Source organism: Brevundimonas sp. TWP1-3 (assembly GCF_049896085.1).
In the GTDB taxonomy this organism is placed as follows: Bacteria; Pseudomonadota; Alphaproteobacteria; order Caulobacterales; family Caulobacteraceae; genus Brevundimonas.
This window is the reverse complement of the sequence record NZ_JAFCTP010000001.1, coordinates 1,516,708-1,532,698: the sequence shown is the minus strand read 5'-3', so window position 1 is coordinate 1,532,698 and position 15,991 is coordinate 1,516,708. Positions and strand designations below refer to the sequence as shown.

The window sequence follows — 15,991 nt, the reverse complement described above, 5'->3', positions numbered from 1 at the left end:
TTCAGGCTTTCAGGAAAAACAGGGACGCCAGGACCATGACCAGTCCCGCAAGCGAGACCACCCAGACCAGCGACCGGACATAGGGAACGCCAAGGGCGTAAAGGGGCACATAGACGACGCGCGCCCAGAAATAGAGCGCCGTGCCCCACAGGGTCAGCGGGCCGGCCGCGCCGATCACATGGGCGATCAGCACGGCGCCGATGAACAGCGGCAAGGTCTCGAACAGGTTGGCCTCGGCGCGCTCAAGACGACCGGTCAGCGGCTTCTTCGCCGCCGGCGTCTCGTCGCGCGGACCCGCATTCCACTTCGAGCCGAACTCGACCGTCCGCGCCCCGGCCGGCAGGAAGATCTGCACCAGCGCCAGGATCAGCGTCAGCGCCAGATAGGTCAGTTCGGTCGTCATGGCCCTTATCCCTGTCTGTAGTTCGGCGCCTCGCGCGTGATCATCACGTCGTGGACGTGGCTCTCCCGCAGGCCAGCGCCAGTGATGCGCACGAAGCGCGCACGCTCCTGGAAGTCCGCGATGGTGCCGGCGCCGACATAGCCCATCGAGGCGCGAAGCCCCCCGACCATCTGGTGCAGGACCGGGCTGATCGGCCCCTTGTACGGCGTCTGGCCCTCGATGCCCTCGGGCACCAGTTTCTCGGACGAGACTTCCTTCTGGAAATACCGGTCCGCCGAGCCGCGCGCCATGGCGCCGACCGAACCCATGCCGCGGTACGACTTGTAGCTGCGCCCTTGGTACAGGAAGACCTCGCCGGGGCTTTCGTCGGTGCCGGCGAACATCGAGCCCATCATGGCCACGTTCGCGCCGGCCGCGATGGCCTTGGCCAGGTCGCCCGAATATTTGATCCCGCCATCGGCGATGACCGAGGCGCCCGTGCCTTTGGCGGCCCGCGCCGAGTCCATCACGGCCGTCAGTTGCGGCACGCCCACGCCCGCCACGATACGGGTGGTGCAGATGGAGCCCGGACCGATGCCGACCTTCACCGCATCCGCGCCCGCGTCGATCAGGGCCCGCGTCGCGTCATAGGTGGCGACATTGCCGGCGATGATCTGCAGCCGGTTGTTTTCGCGCTTGATGCGCTCGACCACCTGGGCGACCGAGGCCGAATGACCGTGTGCGGTGTCGATCACCACCACGTCGCAACCCGCCTCGGCCAGGGCCATGGCCCGCTCGTAGCCGGCGTCGCCGACCGTCGAGGCCGCGCCGACCAGAAGACGACCCTGGTCGTCCTTGGCCGCGTGGGGGAAGGCCTGGGCCTTCTCGATGTCCTTCATCGTGATCAGGCCGACGGCCCGATAATCCTCGTCCACCACCACGACGCGCTCGATCTTGCGGGTCTTCAGAAGCTGACGCGCCTCTTCCCGTCCGGCGCTCTCGCGCACCGTGATCAGGTCGCCCGTGGTCATCAGCGATGCGGCCGTCAGGTTCAGGTCGCTCTCGAACCGCATGTCGCGGTGGGTCAGCATCCCGACCAGCTTGCCCGTGGCCGGATCGACGACGGGGAAGCCGGTGATCTTCTTGCGCGCCACGATCTCGCGCACTTCACCGAGCGTCGTCTGCGGGCCGACGGTGACCGGATTGACCACCATTCCGCTTTCATAACGCTTCACGGCGCGGACCTGATCGGCCTGCTCCTCGATGGTCATGTTGCGGTGCAGCACGCCCAGTCCGCCGGACTGGGCCATGGCGATGGCCAGGCGGCTTTCCGTCACCGTGTCCATGGCCGAGGACAGCAGCGGGATGTTCAGTCTGATGTCGCGTGTCAGCTGGGTCGAGACATCGACCATCGCCGGCATGAACTCGGACGCGCCGGGTTCGAGCAAAACATCGTCGAAGGTCAGTCCTTCGCGTATCTCCATAGGGAGTCTCCGTTTTGCGGGCCGCGTATAACGGGCGGCGGGGGGCCACGGCAAGGGTCTTGCGGCTTATGGACCCAATAGATTTTATTGCTTTGCAACCGGCGGGGCCGATTACCATTCTCCCTGCATGGTCGGCGTCATCCTCAGCACCGCGCGCAAACTGGCTCTGAAGATCGCCAGCTACGGCGTCATGCACCTTGTCGTGGCCATCCTCGTGGCCTTCGCCATCACGCGGGATTGGCGCATCGCCCTGGCCGTCGGCATGGTCGAGCCGATCTTCCAGACCATCGCCTACACCGTCCACGACCGCGTCTGGCACAAGGTCGAGCGCCGACGCATGGCCTCCAACATCGAAGAGGCGACGGAAGCCTTCACCGCCCGCCTCGACATCATGTCGCCCGAGGAACAGCAGCGCTCGCACGACGCCCACGGTCATCGCGGCCACAGCCACGCCCTGCCCCGCTCCCTCAAACAGGTCGCGCTGAAGACCGTGACCTATGGCGTCATGCATTTCGCCGTCGCGGTCACGGTCGCCTACGCCCTGACCAACGACATCCGCACGGCCCTCGCCATCGGCATGATCGAGCCTCTGGTTCAGACCGTCTTCTTCACCCTGCACGACCGCATCTGGGCCAGAATCGAAGACCGCAAGGCCCGTGACGCCGCCGTCACGGCCTAAAGCCAGTCGATCTCGGCGCCATGCGGCTGGCAGATCGCCAAGCGGCGCGTCTCGCCGCCGGGCCAGATCGTCAGGTCCAGCGCCGGTCGCCGGTCCACGGCGCCCGAGGCCGCCTCGAAACTCAGCCAGGCCAGGGGCGCGGCCTCCGTCGCCTTCGCCCCGACCGCCTCGATATGCGCCCGGATGCGCGCCTGACTGTCTGGCGGGAAATACTGACAGGCGATGGTGTGCATGACGACGCGACAGACACCGGGCTCGGGCGCCGGCGACAGTTTCGCCTCCAGCCAGTCCGCCGCATCCGCCTTGTCGATCACCGCCGGATCGCGCGCCGCCAGATCCAGCGCCGCCGCCAGCCGCGCCAACCGCGTCCGTTGATCGGCCCAGACATAGGCGCTCAGCCGTTCGCTTGTCGCAGGATCGCGAACGTCCAAGGGGTTCTGATCGACACCGGCCCGACGTGCCACGATCACCTCAGCCGATGGCGGCGATGCGCCGGCCCACACCGGTTCCAGCCCCACTGGCGATCCGGCGGCGCCTGCCTCGGTCTCGCCCAACCGATAGGCGTAGCGATCCAGCACTGTATTCAAGCCCGCGCTGGCGCCCAGCTCATACAGGGCGAACGGAAGGCCGAACCGATCGGCCAGCACCAGCAACCCCGCCATCAGGGCCGCCGACCGCCCGACCTCGTTGGTCTGAGGCGGCCCGTCCAGCCAGGGCGACAGGAAGTCCGCCCGTTCGACCAGAACTCGTGCCACGACAGCCCATAGGGCGTCGTCATCACCCGGCGCCGTAGCTGGCGGATAAAGGGCCGACAGCGCCTCGTCCAGCCCCGACCGCGCCAAGGCGTGCAGCCCGCCCATCAGCCGCAACGGCAGGGCGTCGCCCTGGTGCGACGGCACACCGGTCCAGGCCAGCACCCGCCGCCCGATCTCGTCCTCGCCCCTCAGCCGCTCCCCGACCAACCGGCACAGCCGCCCGGTGAAGGGCGCGCCCGCTGCGGTGCAGATCACCGCCTGGTCCATAAACGCCTGCCGGACCAGCGCCTCGCTCATCGCTTGTTCAGCGCCACCAGGAAGACCTCGGCGCTGTTCTTGCGGCTCGATTCCGGCTTCACGTATTTCACCGTCTCGAACTCCTCGCGCAGCCGCGCCAGAACCCCGCCGGCGTCGCCGCCCTGGAAGTTCTTGGACACGAAATTCCCGCCCGGCTTCAGGGTGCGGATGGCGAAGTCGGCGGCGATCTCGATCAGGGCGATGATCTTCAGGTGGTCCGTCTGACGATGCCCGACCGTGTTGTGCGCCATGTCCGACAGCACCAGGTCCGGCGCCCCGCCGATGGCGTCGATCAGTTGTTGGTCCACGCCCGGATGGGTGAAGTCGGCCTGCAACAGGGTCGAACCGGGAATCGGCTCGATCATCAGCAGGTCCACGCCCGCCACCGCGCCCGCCCCGCGATTGACCGCCACCTGGATCCAGCCGCCCGGCGCCGCGCCCAGGTCGATGACCTTACTGCCGCGCTTGATCAGGTGGAATTTGTCGTCGATCTCGATCAGCTTGAAGGCCGCGCGCGAGCGCCAGCCCTCGGCTCGCGCCTTCTCGGACCATTTGTCGGCCAGTTGGCGTTTGATCCACTGCTGGCTCGACATGGACTTGGTGTCGGCCGTCTTCATCTTGGTGCCCATGCCGCGCCCGGCGGCGGTTCCGCCCGTGGGCGGTTTGACCATGCGGCGGCGTTCTTGGGGCTTTTCGTCTTCGCTCATCGTTCCCACATAGCCCCGACCGGCGTTGCGGGCTATGTCCCGCCTCAAATCAACCCCCAAGAGGACGACCGAAATGGCCGAAACCCTGACCTTCACCCTGGACACCGGCGACGGCGAAGCCCGCGACGTGGTCATCAAACTGCGCTCGGACCTGGCTCCTGGCCACGTCGAACGCATCACCGAACTCGCCTCGGAAGGCTTCTACGACGGCGTCGTCTTCCACCGCGTGATCCCGGGCTTCATGGCCCAGGGCGGCGACCCGACCGGCACCGGCACCTCGGGTTCCAAGAAGCCGAACCTGAAGGCCGAGTTCTCGGCCGAGCCGCACAAGCGCGGCGTCTGCTCGATGGCCCGGACGTCCGATCCCAACAGCGCCAACTCGCAGTTCTTCATCTGCCTGGACGACGCCACCTTCCTGGACCGCCAGTACACCGTCTGGGGCGAAGTCGAATCCGGCATGGAACACGTCGACGCCCTGCCCAAGGGCGAGCCGCCCCGCGCGCCCGGCAAGATCGTCAAGGCGACGGTCAACTAAGACTGCAATCTTGACGTTTCTCGGCGATGGCTTTCAGTTGCAAGACTGAGCCATCGTCGGGGGACGACATCCTTGCGCATACTTCTGGTCATCGAGCCGTCCGGCGGCGGCTCGGGGCGTCATGTGGTCGATCTGGCCCGCGCCCTGATCCAGAGCGGCCATCAGGTTTCGCTGATCTATTCGCCGCGACGCGCCGACGCCTGGTTTCAGACCGAGGTCGCCGCCCTTCCCCTAAACGCCCTCGAACGCCTGCCGATGCGGCGCGGCGTCGGACCGTGGGACATCACCTGTCTTCACGCGCTAAACCGCCTGATCGCGCATCTCGGCCCGTTCGAGATCGTTCACGGCCATAGCGCCAAGGCCGGCGCCCTGGTTCGCCTGGCCCACGCCCCCGGCGCCGCCCGCATCTACACCCCCCACGCCCTGCCGATGATGGGTCCGCCCCGCCTGTCGAAGACCGCCGCCGGCATCGCGGAGTTCCTGCTGGCCCACGCGGGCGGCGACGCCGTCATCGCGGTCTCCGAAGAGGAAGCCGCCGTCGCGCGCCGCTGGGGCCTGGCTTCCCGTCGCCTCCACGTCGTCCCCAACGGCCTTGCCGCCCTGCCGTCCACGGATCGTCAGGCAGCTCGACGCGCGCTGGACATCCCCGCCGACGCCCTCGCAGTCGGCTTCGTCGGCCGTCTTTGCGCGCAGAAGGACCCCGTCCGCTTCGCCCAGGCCGTGCGTCTGGCGAACGCCGCCGACCCGCGCGTCGTCGGCGTCCTGATCGGCGACGGCGACCTGGCCCCGGCGGTCGAGGCTGCGGGCGGCAAGGCGGTCCGGCTGATGGGCGGTCGCGACGCCCGATGTCTGATGGCCGGTTTCGACCTGTTCGTCATGACCAGCCGCTACGAAGCCGGTTCCTACGCCATGATCGAGGCCGCCGCCCTGGGCCTGCCGATCGTGACCACCGACGTCGGCGGCGTCGCCTGCCTGATCCAGGCCGGCGCCCGCATCGACCGCCTGCCCCAGGACGCCGCGCCGGACCTTCTGGCCCAGGCGATGCTAGCTGCCCTCCAAAGCCGTGTCGTCCCCCTGCCCGTCGCAAGGACCGCCCTGTGCGTATCGCGCATGGCCGAACAGACGGTCCAGATCTACCGCGACGCCTTTGCCCTGCGGCGCCTGGGTGGCTGAGCCCCTCTTCATCAACGGCCGCTTCCTGACCCAGCCCCTGAGCGGAGTGCAACGCTATGCCCGCGAGATCGTCCGCGCCCTGGACAGACGTCCCGGCGCCGCCGAGCGTTACGTCCTACTGACGCCCGTCGGCGCCGACGATCTCAAGCTGACGAAAATCCCCATCCAGACCGTGCCGGGCGGAGGCGGCCACCTGTGGGAACAGACCGCCCTTGTCTGGGCCGCGCACCACGGCCGGCTCTTGTCGCTGGGCGGCTCAGGCCCCGTTCTGCATCCCCGGCAGGTCGTCGTCGTCCATGACGCCGCCGTCTTCCGCCATCCCGAACATTTCCGTCGAGGCTACGCCGCCTTCCACCGCACCCTCGGCCGGCTGCTGGGGCGCCGCGCGCGACTGGCGACCGTGTCCGACTTCTCCCGCCGAGAGCTGGCGGCGGTTCTGAACCTGTCGCCCTCCGACATCACCGTGGCCCCGAACAGCTCCGACCATCTTCACGACGTCACGCCAGACCCCGCCGTCATCGACAGCCTCGACCTGACGGACCGCCCCTATTTCGTGGCCCTCGGCAATCTGACGCCAAACAAGAACCTCTCCGTCGCACTCCGCGCCCTCGCCCGCCTCGCCGATCCCTCCATCCGACTGGTCCTGATCGGCGGGCGCCCGTCCGCGATCTTCGATCAACCCGCCATCCTGACAGACCCGCGCCTGATCTTCGCCGGCCGACGTACCGACGCAGAGGTCGCAGCCCTGCTCGACGGCGCACACGGCCTCATATTCCCCAGCCTCTACGAAGGCTTCGGCATCCCTCCGCTGGAAGCCTTCGTCCACGGCTGCCCGGTCATCGCCTCGGACATCGCCGCGACGCGAGAGGTCTGCGCCGACGCCGCCCTCTATTTCGCCCCCCACGACGACGCGACCCTGGCCGGTCATATGACCCGCCTGCTGACCGCGACAGACCCCGCCCGCCGCGACGCCGGCCTGCGCCGCGCCGCGCTCTATTCATGGTCCCGCTCGGCCGAAATCCTGGACGATCTTCTGACCAGCACCTGGCGATAGATCGCCCTGTGGGCGTCGATGATTGAGGTTTCGGTCCACGTCGGCGCGCCGCCCCCGGCGAACCGCCAACGCGCCGGCGCCGCCAGCACCTCGCCCATGGCCCGCGCCAGCGCGCCTTCGTCGCTCGGCTCCACCAGGGTCGCCGCTCCCGCTCCGCTCACCGCCTCGGGCAGACCGCCGATGCGTGACGCAATCACGCCCCGCCCCTGCTGCACCGCCTCGACCACGACTCGCCCGAACGGCTCGGTCCAGACGGCCGGCGCGACCAGGACATCCACAGTGGGCCAGAAGTCCGCCGCCTCCACCTGCCCCAGCCAGACGATGCGCGGATCGGCATAGGTCCGCCTCAGCCGCTGCACATAGGCGGCCTCGCCCCGCCCCGCGATCCTCAGCCGCCAGTCGCCCTCCAACCGCGTCGTCGCGCGCAACAGGACTTCGATCCCCTTCTCCGGCTCGACCCGCCCCATGAAGCCGAACGTCACAACCGGATCGTCCGCCAGCGACGGCCGAGCCGAAACCTCCGCCTGCGCCGCCGCATTGCCGATCACCGACGCCGCAGCGTCCCGAAAATATCCGGCGGCCTGATGCGCCTCCAGCACCGGCCGGCTCAGTGCGATCACATGATCCACCGCCTGCGCGCGAGCCCGCTTGCCCGCCGTCAGCAGCACGCATGATCCACACCGCGTCTCGCATCGCCGTTCGCGCCGGAACATCGACGCCCGCGCGCACATCATCGACCAGTCCCTCAGCGTCTGCACCAGCGGCAGGTCCCGCCGCGCCGCCGCCCGATAGACCGACAGCGAAAACCCCGTCGTCAGATGCAGATGGATCAGGTCGGGCCGCACCCCCTCCACGACCCGATCCACGGCCCCGTCCATCCACGGATTGACGGCCTCAAGCCCATGCCACACGGCCCGCCGCACGGCCGACCGACGCTCGCCGTCATAGGGCCAGTAGAGATTGTTCAGCGGCAGGCGATGCACCGGAACGCCCCCGACCACCGCCTCGACAGCCTCCCGTCCCGACTGAAGCGCCAGCACCGACACATCGGTCCCCGCCCGCACCAGCCCCTGCGCCAACTGCGCCACGCTGCGTTCCGCGCCCCCGACCTGATGCGGCGGATACAGGGTGTTGACGATCAGCACCCTCACGGCGCCACCGGCCTTCGCCACGCCAGCGCCGCGACCAGGCACGACAGGAAGACGAACCCCGCCCCCTGCGTCAGGTCCTCGCTGAACAAGGTCATCAGCAGATAGACCGACAGCGGCGTTAAAGCGTCCAACCGCGCCGCCGACCACAGATGAAGCCCCAGCATGACCAGGGCCGCGATCACCCCCACAGTCCGAGCCATGAACAGATAGCCGTTGTGGCTGACCGACAGCGCCCGAAACGCCCCCATCTCGTCCGCCGACGACCAGCCCGCGCCCATCGGCCTCTGGAACACCAGACCAACGGTTCGCCCCCACGTCGCCACCCGCCCCGCCAGGTTCTCCTCCAGCGCCGCCCGGTCGAACCGACCCGCAAACCGCGCATCGTCAATCCCGGCCTGCATCGCCAGCACACCGCCGCCCAGGACGCACACCGCGAGCACTACCCCGAGCGGCCTCGCCCGTTCCCGCCATCGCCAGCCCACGACGACCCGAACCAGACACGCCGTCACCGCCGCCAGCATTCCGCCCCGCGACAGGGTGCTCAGGAACCCCAGGATCGCCAGCCCGCCCCCCGCCAGCGTCGTCGGTCGTCCCCCCCACCGTCGCCCCGCCAGGATCACCCCGGCCGGAACCGCCAGTCCGATCATCGCCATCGCCGCGTTCGGATGCTCGGCCAGCGTCGTGAGCCGGATCTGGGCGGCGGTCGTCGTCAGCAATGCGCGCGGCGAGGCCAGCCCCACATCCTGCAACCGCTCCAAGCCGACCAGCAGCGCCAGACCATAGGTCGCCAGATGACAGGCCGCGCCGATCAGGATCGAAGCAAAGAACAGCCGCCGCCGTCGCTCGTCCCGGACGATCAAACTCGCCGCCGCCGGTGCGACCAGGGCCGCGACGATCCACCGAAACCAGAACGCCCCGTCCCCGGCATTCAGCCGCTCGCCGACCTGCGACGCCTGCAGCAACAGGGTGACCGTCAGAAACGCGGCCGCGACCGGACCGGCCGTCTTCAGAGCCGGCGTCATCCGCCGCCATTCCATCACCGCCAACGGCAGGGCGACGGCCAGCGCCAGATCGCCCAAACGCGGCCCGCTGACATGGCCCGGCGCCAGAAAGATCGGCAGCGTCACACCCAGCCCCAACAGAACCAGCACCGCCTGCCGATAAGCCGCGCCCAACTGGGACCACCTTAGCGTCGCGCCTCGTCGGCCGCTCACGACGGCGTGCAATGCTCGACCTTCGGATCGAACCGCGCCCCGTCCACGACCCCCGCCATCAGCACCCCGGCCTTGCGCCAGCGCCCCTGCAACGCCAACCGGCCGGCGATCCGCAAACGCGACACGACATAGCGCAAAGCCGACGCCAGCCCCTCGTGCCGCCGCTTGGCCAGAATGACGTTGCGGGTCAGATACCGATGCAGCCGCTCACGCCCCGGATCGGCCTCGGTCTCGATGGTCAGATGCCCCGGCGCGGCGCGCACATGCAACACGCGGCTGGCGGCGACCAGATAACCCGGCCCGTCCTGCGACAGCCGCAGCGTATATTCCGTATCGTCGCCCCAGATGAACATGGGCGCCAGCGGCAGGCCATGCCGCGTCACCGCCGCCCGGCTGACCAGCACCGACACAAAGGTCGCCTGTCGCACCGGGATCAAGCCCTGCTCCAGCCGCTCGCCCCAGGCCGGATAGCCCAAGGCGTTCCGCCGTCGGTCGATCTCCGGCGTATTGGTCAGATGCCCCTGCGGCGAGCGCACACTGGAACACAGAAAGCCCGGCGTCACGTCCTCGCCGTCCAGCATCGTCTCGGCGCGCAACAGCGCCTCCAACGCATCGGGTGCGGCCAACACGTCGTCGTCCATCAACCAGACCCGGTCCGCCCCGGCCTCGACCGCCGCACGGATTCCGGCGTTGAACCCGCCCGCCCCGCCAGTGTTGACCGGCATCCGCACCACCAACGCCTTGCCCGCCCAGGCGTCGGCCAGCATCTCGGCCGTGCCGTCGTCGCTGGCGTTGTCGATCACGACCAGCCCGTCGCACTGACGCGTCTGGGCGATCAGATGCGCCAGACAGCGTTCCAGCAGCGCACGCCGGTTCCACGTCACCACGACGGCCCAGACCGAACCCGTCACGCCGCCATCCTGGCCACGGCCGGCGCCAGCGACTTCTCGACCAGGCTCAGCGCCCGACCCACCGCCTGGTCCATATTGTAATACTGAAAAACTGCCAGCCGCCCGGCGAACCAGACCTTGCCCGCCAGCGCCGCCGCCATCGCCCGGTACTGCGCCGCCAACCCGCGAGAGGCCTCGGACAGGACCGGATAATAGGGCTGGTTCACTCCGACCTCGTGCGCGACCGGATATTCGGTCACGGTCGCCGTCGTCGCGCCCCGCTCGCCGGTCAGATGGCGAAAGTCGGTGATCCGCGTGAAGTCGAATTCGTTGGGATAGTTGACGGTCCCGACCGGCAGGCCGTCCTCCACATCCACCACCTGATGTTCGAACCGCACGCTGCGATAGGGCAAGACCCCCGCCGACCGCCCGAAATAGTCGTCCAGAGCGCCGCAATAGACCATGCGGTCCCACGTCTGCGGCTCAATCTGATCCATGCCGGTGTTCAGCGACACATGGATGTTGGGGTGATCCAGCAGCCGGTCGAACAAGGCCCCATACCCGTCGCGCGGCATGGCCTGATAACGATCAACAAAGTATCGGTCGTCCCGACTGATCGCCACCGGAACGCGCGCCAGGACCGACGCGTCCAGGGCGTCGGCGGCCACGCCCCACTGTTTGGCGGTGTAGTTGGCGAACAGCTTGTCGAACACATAGTCCGCCAGGAACTTCAGGTCCGCATCGTCCGCCGCCTGTCTCAGGTCATGAATGCTGGGCCGCGCGCCAAACCCGAACCACTGGACCAAGGTGTCCGACAGCCGTTCCGCCATCCGTTCGGGAAACAGCAGCCGCATCGAATCCAGATTGAACGGCACCGGAACCAGCCGCCCGTCCACATGCCCCCGGACCCGATGGAAATAGGGCCGCCACGCCGTGAACTGGCTCAGATAGTCGAAGATCCGCGCGCTGTTGGTGTGAAACACATGCGGCCCATAGGGATGGATCAGCCGCCCGCCCTCGTCGCGCCGGTCGTGCGCATTGCCGCCGACATGATCGCGCCGGTCGATCAGCAGCACGGTCTGATCCAGCCCGCGCGCCAGCCGCTCGGCGACCACCGCCCCGGTGAAGCCCGCCCCGACGATCAGCCAGTCATACCGCCTGGACATCACGCCTCCCGCCGCCCTGGAACAGCGACGCCCAGTGCGCCTTCAGGCAAACCAGACAGGCGACGACCACCGCCGTCTCACCAACGATCCGCGCCCACGCCATGCCAACGGCGCCATACGTCGGCGCCAGCAGAACCGCCGGTCCCAACGTCGCGACGCATCCCACCCCGACGATCACGGCGAACCGTCGATCCATGCGAAGCGGCGTCATCAGTTGAAGCCCCAGCACCTGGCTGATCGCCACCAGCGGCAGAACCCAGGCCAGCAGCCCCAACACCTCCACCGCCGGCGCGAACCCGTCGCCGAACAGCAGCCGCACCAGGATCGGCGCTCCCAGCGTCAGACCCGCCGCCAGCGCGACGAACGCCGCCAGCGACAGCCCCAACACCCAGCGCGCCGTGCGAAAGGCCGCCCCCGCATCCTCCAACAGCAGACCGGCGATCCGGGGCGCGATCAGTCCGGCCAGCGGCCGCATCAACGATCCCGACGCCGAAACCAGCCGGTCCGCCACGCCGTAAAGCGCCGCCTGAACAGGCCCGGCCAGGGCCGCGACCATCAGAACGCCCGCCCCCGTATAGGCGACGACTGCCGCCCGGCTGACGAACATAGGCGCACCCTCGACCAGCGCCCGCCGCACGAACCCGCGCCCCGGCGCCGTCACCTCATGACGTCGAAAAAGCAGCACGGCGCCTGCTGCCAGCCCGGCCCAGACGCCCGCCGCCTGAACCGCCATCGCCCCGCCGACGGACAAGGATGGCCACGCCAGCACTGCGACCGTCGCCGCCAAGGCGAACCCGACCTCCAGCATCGCCGCCGGCGCCGGATCGCGTATCCCCTGAAAGAACCACAACAGACTGGCGCCCTGGCCTACGCCCAGCAGGATCGCCATCGCCACGGCGAAGCCCGCGCCGTCCAGAACGGGATTGATCATCGCCAGACCGACGCCGACCACGACGGCCGGCGCCGCCAACACGCCGCGCATCGCCAGCGCCTGACCAACGATGGCGCCCCGCCCCTCGATCGTCCCTGCGATATCGCGCGGACCCGAGATCGAAAGCCCGTAATCGACCACCACCGCCACGATCAGCGCCAGCGCGATCCCCGCCGCATAGACCCCGAACCCGTCCAGGCCCAGCCGTCGGGTCAGGACCGGATAGAGCAACAGGGGCGAAACATACCGGGCGACATGCGCGCCATACAGCCAGCCGGCGTCGGCCACGCCGCGCGCAGACAGCAATCGGTGACCGCCTTCTCCCAACTGCCGCCCCCGCGCTCAACTCAGGGGTGATGTTTAGACACGCATAACCATGTTCGCAAGCGTGGCGTCGGACGCCCTCTTCAGCCGAAACGGCCCTCGGCCCAGCGCGCGGCGAAATAGCCGCCCGTCGCCGACACCATAGTCAAGGTCGTGCCCCAGATCAGGTCGATGATCGTCAGCTTGGTCTGCCACACCGCCAGCGTCGCCTGATTGGTCAGGTCGTAGGTGGCGTAGGCGACGAAGCCCAGGACCGCGCCGTTGATCGCCGCCCGTGTCCAGTTCCCTTCCTTCAGGGCCGGAGCAATGGCCAGGAAGACCGTTCCCGCGATGGAGATCAGGTAAAAGGCCACCGCCGCCTTCATGTCCGGCTTGTCCGCCATGATCGGTCCCAACACGGGCTTGTAGAGCCGGTCGGTCATGGTCGTCAGCCAGACGAAGTCGATGGCGGCGAACGTCAGGCCCGCCCCGAGGTATGCCGCGACATATTTGATCACGCTGGTGTCCTCATTTGGGTTTCAGGCGGCCGGTTTCAGGCGATAGTGGCTGACCGCCCAGGTGCGGCCCTCGTCGTTACCGAACAGACCGGCGGTCGCCAGGTAGAAACGCCGCCAGCGCCGGGTCCACAGCTTGGCGTCGTCGCCATAGGTCTCCCGCATCAACATTGCGACACGGTCCGCGTTCCGGTCCATGTTGGCTAGCCAGTCATTCGCTGTCTTCGCGTAATGCCCGCCGTTCCAGGTCCATTCCTGCTCGACGGCGAACAGGTCGGGGAACTGACGGATCAGGCCATGGCTGGGCATCACCCCGCCGGTGAAGAAGTGCTGGGCGATGAAGTCGCCGCTGTCGGTATGGTCGAACCGGTAAGGGGCGTCGCGGTGGGTGAAGACGTGGATGAACATCCGCCCATCATCCTTCAGCCAGCCCCGCGCCTTTGTCAGCAGGGCGCGCCAGTTGGCCATATGCTCGAACATCTCCACCGAGACGATGCGGTCGAAGCGTTGCTCGGTCTCGAAGGCGTTCATGTCGCGCGTGATGACGGTCAGGTTGGTCAGGCCGCGCTGCGCCGCCTGGGCCTCGATATGGCCGCGCTGCCCATGGCTGTTCGACACCGCAGTGATCCTAGCGTTCGGATATTTCTCGGCCATCCACAGCGACAGCGAACCCCAGCCGCAGCCCATCTCCAGGATCGTCTGCCCGTCCATCAGTTCGGCATGGGCGCAGGTCTCAGCCAGCGCCGCCTCTTCCGCCTGGTCCAGCGTCTCGCGCCCGGCAGGATAAAGGCAGCAGGAGTATTTCAACCGCTTGCCCAGACAGAGCTGGAAGAATTCTGGTGGCAATTCGTAATGCTGCTGGTTCGCCGCGTCGGTGTGTTCGGCGATGACGCGCTGGGCCATCTCGTGCGCGAACGCCGCCTCGTCGTGGGGTCCGTCGCGATCCAGCCGCTTCCTCGCCTCCGTCACCAGACTGTCGATCGCCGGCCGCGTCACGAAATCCGGAAACGGCGCGTCCTGAAGCTGGCGAATGGCGACATTGGTCAGGTTCATGAAAACGTCCTTGGCGATCGATCGCAGCGTGCAGCTGTCATGGAATACGCCGCCCCGCCTTCGGCGGATGCATCCGCCCTTGAACACGGCGCCGACGATGCCGACATCAGGTCCGAGCCTGCACGATTTCAGACGAAGTACACACTTTGCACCCTGTTTTTCGAAGCCGGGTCGGCGTCGTTTCAGACCAATTAGACGAATTAGACTCTGTTTTTTGCGTCGACCGTCTGAAATCCCCACGTCGGATCGACGCTGCGACTTGCCCCCCGCCTGCCCCCGCGTTAGGCGTGGTCAAAGCGCCGATATTCATCAGGCAATGAAAAAGGGAGAGCGATGGGAAAGATCTACGCTGACGTCACGTCCGCGCTGGAGGGGCTGACCTTCGACGGCATGACGGTTATGTCCGGGGGCTTCGGCCTGTGCGGCATCCCCGAGAACCTGATCGCCGCCCTGCGCGACCGCGGCGTGAAGGGTCTGACGGTCATCTCCAACAACGCCGGGGTCGACGGCTTCGGCCTGGGCCAGCTGCTCGGCACCCGCCAGATCGCCAAGATGATCTCGTCCTACGTCGGCGAGAACAAGGAGTTCGAGCGCCAGTATCTCGCCGGCGAGCTGGAGCTTGAGTTCAATCCCCAGGGCACCTTGGCCGAGCGCATCCGCGCTGGCGGCGCCGGCATCCCCGCCTTCTTCACCGCCACCGGCGTCCGCACCCTGGTCGCCGAGGGCAAGGAGGTTCGCAACTTCGACGGCCGCGACTACGTGATGGAGACCGGCCTTGTCGCCGACCTGTCCATCGTCAAGGCCTGGAAGGCCGACGAGCGCGGCAACCTGGTGTTCCGCAAGACCGCCCGCAACTTCAACCCGATGATGGCCACCGCCGGCAAGGTCACGGTCGTCGAGGTCGAAGAAATCGTCCCCGTCGGCTCGCTTGATGCCGACCACATCCACACGCCGGGCGTCTACGTCGACCGCCTGGTTCAGACCGTGTCCGAGAAGCGCATCGAACAGCGCACTGTCCGCCAGAAGGAGCAAGCATAATGCCCCGCACCCGCGAACAACTCGCTGAGCGCGCCGCCCAGGAGCTTCAGGACGGCTTCTACGTCAACCTCGGCATCGGCATCCCGACCCTGGTTGCCAACTACATCCCCGCCGGCATGACCGTGACCCTCCAGTCCGAGAACGGCATGCTCGGCATGGGCCCCTTCCCCTATGAGGGCGACGAGGACCCCGATCTGATCAACGCCGGCAAGCAGACGATCACCGAGATCCCGGAGTCGTCCTACTTCAGCAGCGCCGACAGCTTCGCCATGATCCGCGGCGGCCACATCAACCTGTCGATCCTCGGCGCCATGGAAGTGGCCCAGAACGGCGACATCGCCAACTGGATGATCCCCGGCAAACTGGTGAAGGGCATGGGCGGCGCCATGGATCTGGTTGCGGGCGTGAAGCGCGTGGTCGTGGTCATGGAACACGCCAACAAGCATGGCCAGTCCAAGGTGCTGAAAGCCTGCACCCTGCCCCTGACCGGCACGGGCGTGGTCAGCCGCATCATCACCGACCTGGCGACCTTCGACGTCAAGCCGGACGGCGCGGGGCTGGAGCTGATCGAGCTGGCCGACGGCGTCACCCTGGACGAGGTCGCCGCCAAGACCGAGGCCGCCTATACGATAGCAGGCGGCCTCAAGGCGGCCTGACCTTTGCG

Annotated in this window: 17 protein-coding genes; 6 read left to right on the top strand and 11 right to left on the bottom strand. The window is 67.9% G+C overall.

Annotated features, from left to right (window positions below; translation table 11 throughout):
• Window position 1: 1 nt before the first annotated feature.
• Entirely contained in the window at window positions 2-403 is a 402-nt protein-coding gene (locus ACP693_RS07670; RefSeq protein WP_426017701.1) for an MAPEG family protein, read from the bottom strand.
• Between the two features lie 5 nt (window positions 404-408).
• Window positions 409-1,866 (bottom strand): IMP dehydrogenase, encoded by a 1,458-nt coding sequence (gene guaB / locus ACP693_RS07665; protein WP_426017703.1) that lies wholly within the window; start codon window positions 1,864-1,866, stop codon window positions 409-411.
• 127 nt (window positions 1,867-1,993) lie between these two features.
• Between guaB and ACP693_RS07660 the strand changes: the two genes are divergently transcribed.
• A complete protein-coding gene (locus ACP693_RS07660) occupies window positions 1,994-2,545 on the top strand; it encodes a DUF2061 domain-containing protein (protein WP_426017704.1) in 552 nt (183 codons plus the stop codon).
• On the opposite strand, the gene ACP693_RS07655 is transcribed toward ACP693_RS07660, so the two are convergent.
• Both ACP693_RS07655 and ACP693_RS07650 read right to left on the bottom strand, forming a co-directional pair.
• Window positions 2,542-3,597, bottom strand: a complete 1,056-nt coding sequence (locus ACP693_RS07655; RefSeq protein WP_426017706.1) for a DUF2332 domain-containing protein — start codon at window positions 3,595-3,597, stop codon at window positions 2,542-2,544. The two genes, ACP693_RS07660 and ACP693_RS07655, sit on opposite strands and share 4 nt — an antisense overlap.
• On the bottom strand, window positions 3,594-4,304 hold the full coding sequence (locus tag ACP693_RS07650; RefSeq protein WP_426017707.1) for an RlmE family RNA methyltransferase: 711 nt from the start codon (window positions 4,302-4,304) through the stop codon (window positions 3,594-3,596). The genes ACP693_RS07655 and ACP693_RS07650 overlap by 4 nt, the downstream gene beginning before the upstream one ends.
• A 73-nt stretch (window positions 4,305-4,377) precedes the next feature.
• Here ACP693_RS07650 and ACP693_RS07645 point away from each other — a divergent pair, with 73 nt between their 5' ends.
• From ACP693_RS07645 to ACP693_RS07635, 3 genes are all read left to right on the top strand, one after another.
• Complete coding sequence (locus ACP693_RS07645) at window positions 4,378-4,839, top strand: peptidylprolyl isomerase (protein WP_409717663.1); 462 nt, start codon at window positions 4,378-4,380, stop codon at window positions 4,837-4,839.
• 72 nt (window positions 4,840-4,911) lie between these two features.
• Window positions 4,912-6,012, top strand: coding sequence for a glycosyltransferase family 4 protein (locus ACP693_RS07640; protein WP_426017708.1), 1,101 nt, complete (start codon window positions 4,912-4,914; stop codon window positions 6,010-6,012).
• Window positions 6,005-7,066 carry a glycosyltransferase family 4 protein gene (locus ACP693_RS07635; protein WP_426017709.1) on the top strand — a complete coding sequence of 354 codons (1,062 nt, stop codon included), beginning with the start codon at window positions 6,005-6,007 and terminating at the stop codon, window positions 7,064-7,066. The genes ACP693_RS07640 and ACP693_RS07635 overlap by 8 nt, the downstream gene beginning before the upstream one ends.
• Here the strand turns inward: ACP693_RS07635 and ACP693_RS07630 are convergent.
• The 7 genes from ACP693_RS07630 to ACP693_RS07600 all read right to left on the bottom strand — a co-directional run bounded on the left by ACP693_RS07630 (window position 7,006) and on the right by ACP693_RS07600 (window position 14,289).
• Window positions 7,006-8,238, bottom strand: coding sequence for a glycosyltransferase family 4 protein (locus ACP693_RS07630; protein ID WP_426017710.1), 1,233 nt, complete (start codon window positions 8,236-8,238; stop codon window positions 7,006-7,008). The genes ACP693_RS07635 and ACP693_RS07630 overlap by 61 nt on opposite strands.
• The gene (locus ACP693_RS07625; RefSeq protein WP_426017712.1) at window positions 8,214-9,392 is read right to left on the bottom strand and encodes an O-antigen ligase family protein; all 1,179 of its coding nucleotides are present in this window, start codon (window positions 9,390-9,392) and stop codon (window positions 8,214-8,216) included. The genes ACP693_RS07630 and ACP693_RS07625 overlap by 25 nt, the downstream gene beginning before the upstream one ends.
• Window positions 9,393-9,427: 35 nt before the next feature.
• Window positions 9,428-10,342, bottom strand: a complete 915-nt coding sequence (locus ACP693_RS07620; protein WP_426017714.1) for a glycosyltransferase family 2 protein — start codon at window positions 10,340-10,342, stop codon at window positions 9,428-9,430.
• A complete protein-coding gene (gene glf, locus ACP693_RS07615) occupies window positions 10,339-11,487 on the bottom strand; it encodes a UDP-galactopyranose mutase (RefSeq protein WP_426017715.1) in 1,149 nt (382 codons plus the stop codon). Before glf ends, ACP693_RS07620 begins: the two co-directional genes overlap by 4 nt.
• Window positions 11,471-12,724 carry an oligosaccharide flippase family protein gene (locus ACP693_RS07610; RefSeq protein WP_426017717.1) on the bottom strand — a complete coding sequence of 418 codons (1,254 nt, stop codon included), beginning with the start codon at window positions 12,722-12,724 and terminating at the stop codon, window positions 11,471-11,473. Before ACP693_RS07610 ends, glf begins: the two co-directional genes overlap by 17 nt.
• Before the next feature lie 101 nt (window positions 12,725-12,825).
• The gene (locus ACP693_RS07605) at window positions 12,826-13,239 is read right to left on the bottom strand and encodes a DUF2177 family protein (RefSeq protein ID WP_135193167.1); all 414 of its coding nucleotides are present in this window, start codon (window positions 13,237-13,239) and stop codon (window positions 12,826-12,828) included.
• Between the two features lie 21 nt (window positions 13,240-13,260).
• Window positions 13,261-14,289, bottom strand: coding sequence for an SAM-dependent methyltransferase (locus ACP693_RS07600; protein WP_426017719.1), 1,029 nt, complete (start codon window positions 14,287-14,289; stop codon window positions 13,261-13,263).
• A 333-nt stretch (window positions 14,290-14,622) separates the two neighbouring features.
• On the opposite strand from ACP693_RS07600, the gene ACP693_RS07595 reads away from it, so the two are divergent.
• Entirely contained in the window at window positions 14,623-15,327 is a 705-nt protein-coding gene (locus ACP693_RS07595; protein WP_426017721.1) for a CoA transferase subunit A, read from the top strand.
• Complete coding sequence (locus ACP693_RS07590) at window positions 15,327-15,983, top strand: 3-oxoacid CoA-transferase subunit B (RefSeq protein WP_426017723.1); 657 nt, start codon at window positions 15,327-15,329, stop codon at window positions 15,981-15,983. The genes ACP693_RS07595 and ACP693_RS07590 overlap by 1 nt, the downstream gene beginning before the upstream one ends.
• Window positions 15,984-15,991 lie beyond the last annotated feature (8 nt).

Excerpts from the sequence above, each read along its gene's own strand:
- ACP693_RS07670 (WP_426017701.1), bottom strand. The coding sequence starts at position 403 with ATGACGACCGAACTGACCTATCTGGCGCTGACGCTGATCCTGGCGCTG.
- guaB (WP_426017703.1), bottom strand. The coding sequence starts at position 1,866 with ATGGAGATACGCGAAGGACTGACCTTCGACGATGTTTTGCTCGAACCC.
- ACP693_RS07660 (WP_426017704.1), top strand. The coding sequence starts at position 1,994 with ATGGTCGGCGTCATCCTCAGCACCGCGCGCAAACTGGCTCTGAAGATC.
- ACP693_RS07655 (WP_426017706.1), bottom strand. The coding sequence starts at position 3,597 with ATGAGCGAGGCGCTGGTCCGGCAGGCGTTTATGGACCAGGCGGTGATC.
- ACP693_RS07650 (WP_426017707.1), bottom strand. The coding sequence starts at position 4,304 with ATGAGCGAAGACGAAAAGCCCCAAGAACGCCGCCGCATGGTCAAACCG.
- ACP693_RS07645 (WP_409717663.1), top strand. The coding sequence starts at position 4,378 with ATGGCCGAAACCCTGACCTTCACCCTGGACACCGGCGACGGCGAAGCC.
- glf (WP_426017715.1), bottom strand. The coding sequence starts at position 11,487 with ATGTCCAGGCGGTATGACTGGCTGATCGTCGGGGCGGGCTTCACCGGG.
- ACP693_RS07600 (WP_426017719.1), bottom strand. The coding sequence starts at position 14,289 with ATGAACCTGACCAATGTCGCCATTCGCCAGCTTCAGGACGCGCCGTTT.
- ACP693_RS07595 (WP_426017721.1), top strand. The coding sequence starts at position 14,623 with ATGGGAAAGATCTACGCTGACGTCACGTCCGCGCTGGAGGGGCTGACC.
- ACP693_RS07590 (WP_426017723.1), top strand. The coding sequence starts at position 15,327 with ATGCCCCGCACCCGCGAACAACTCGCTGAGCGCGCCGCCCAGGAGCTT.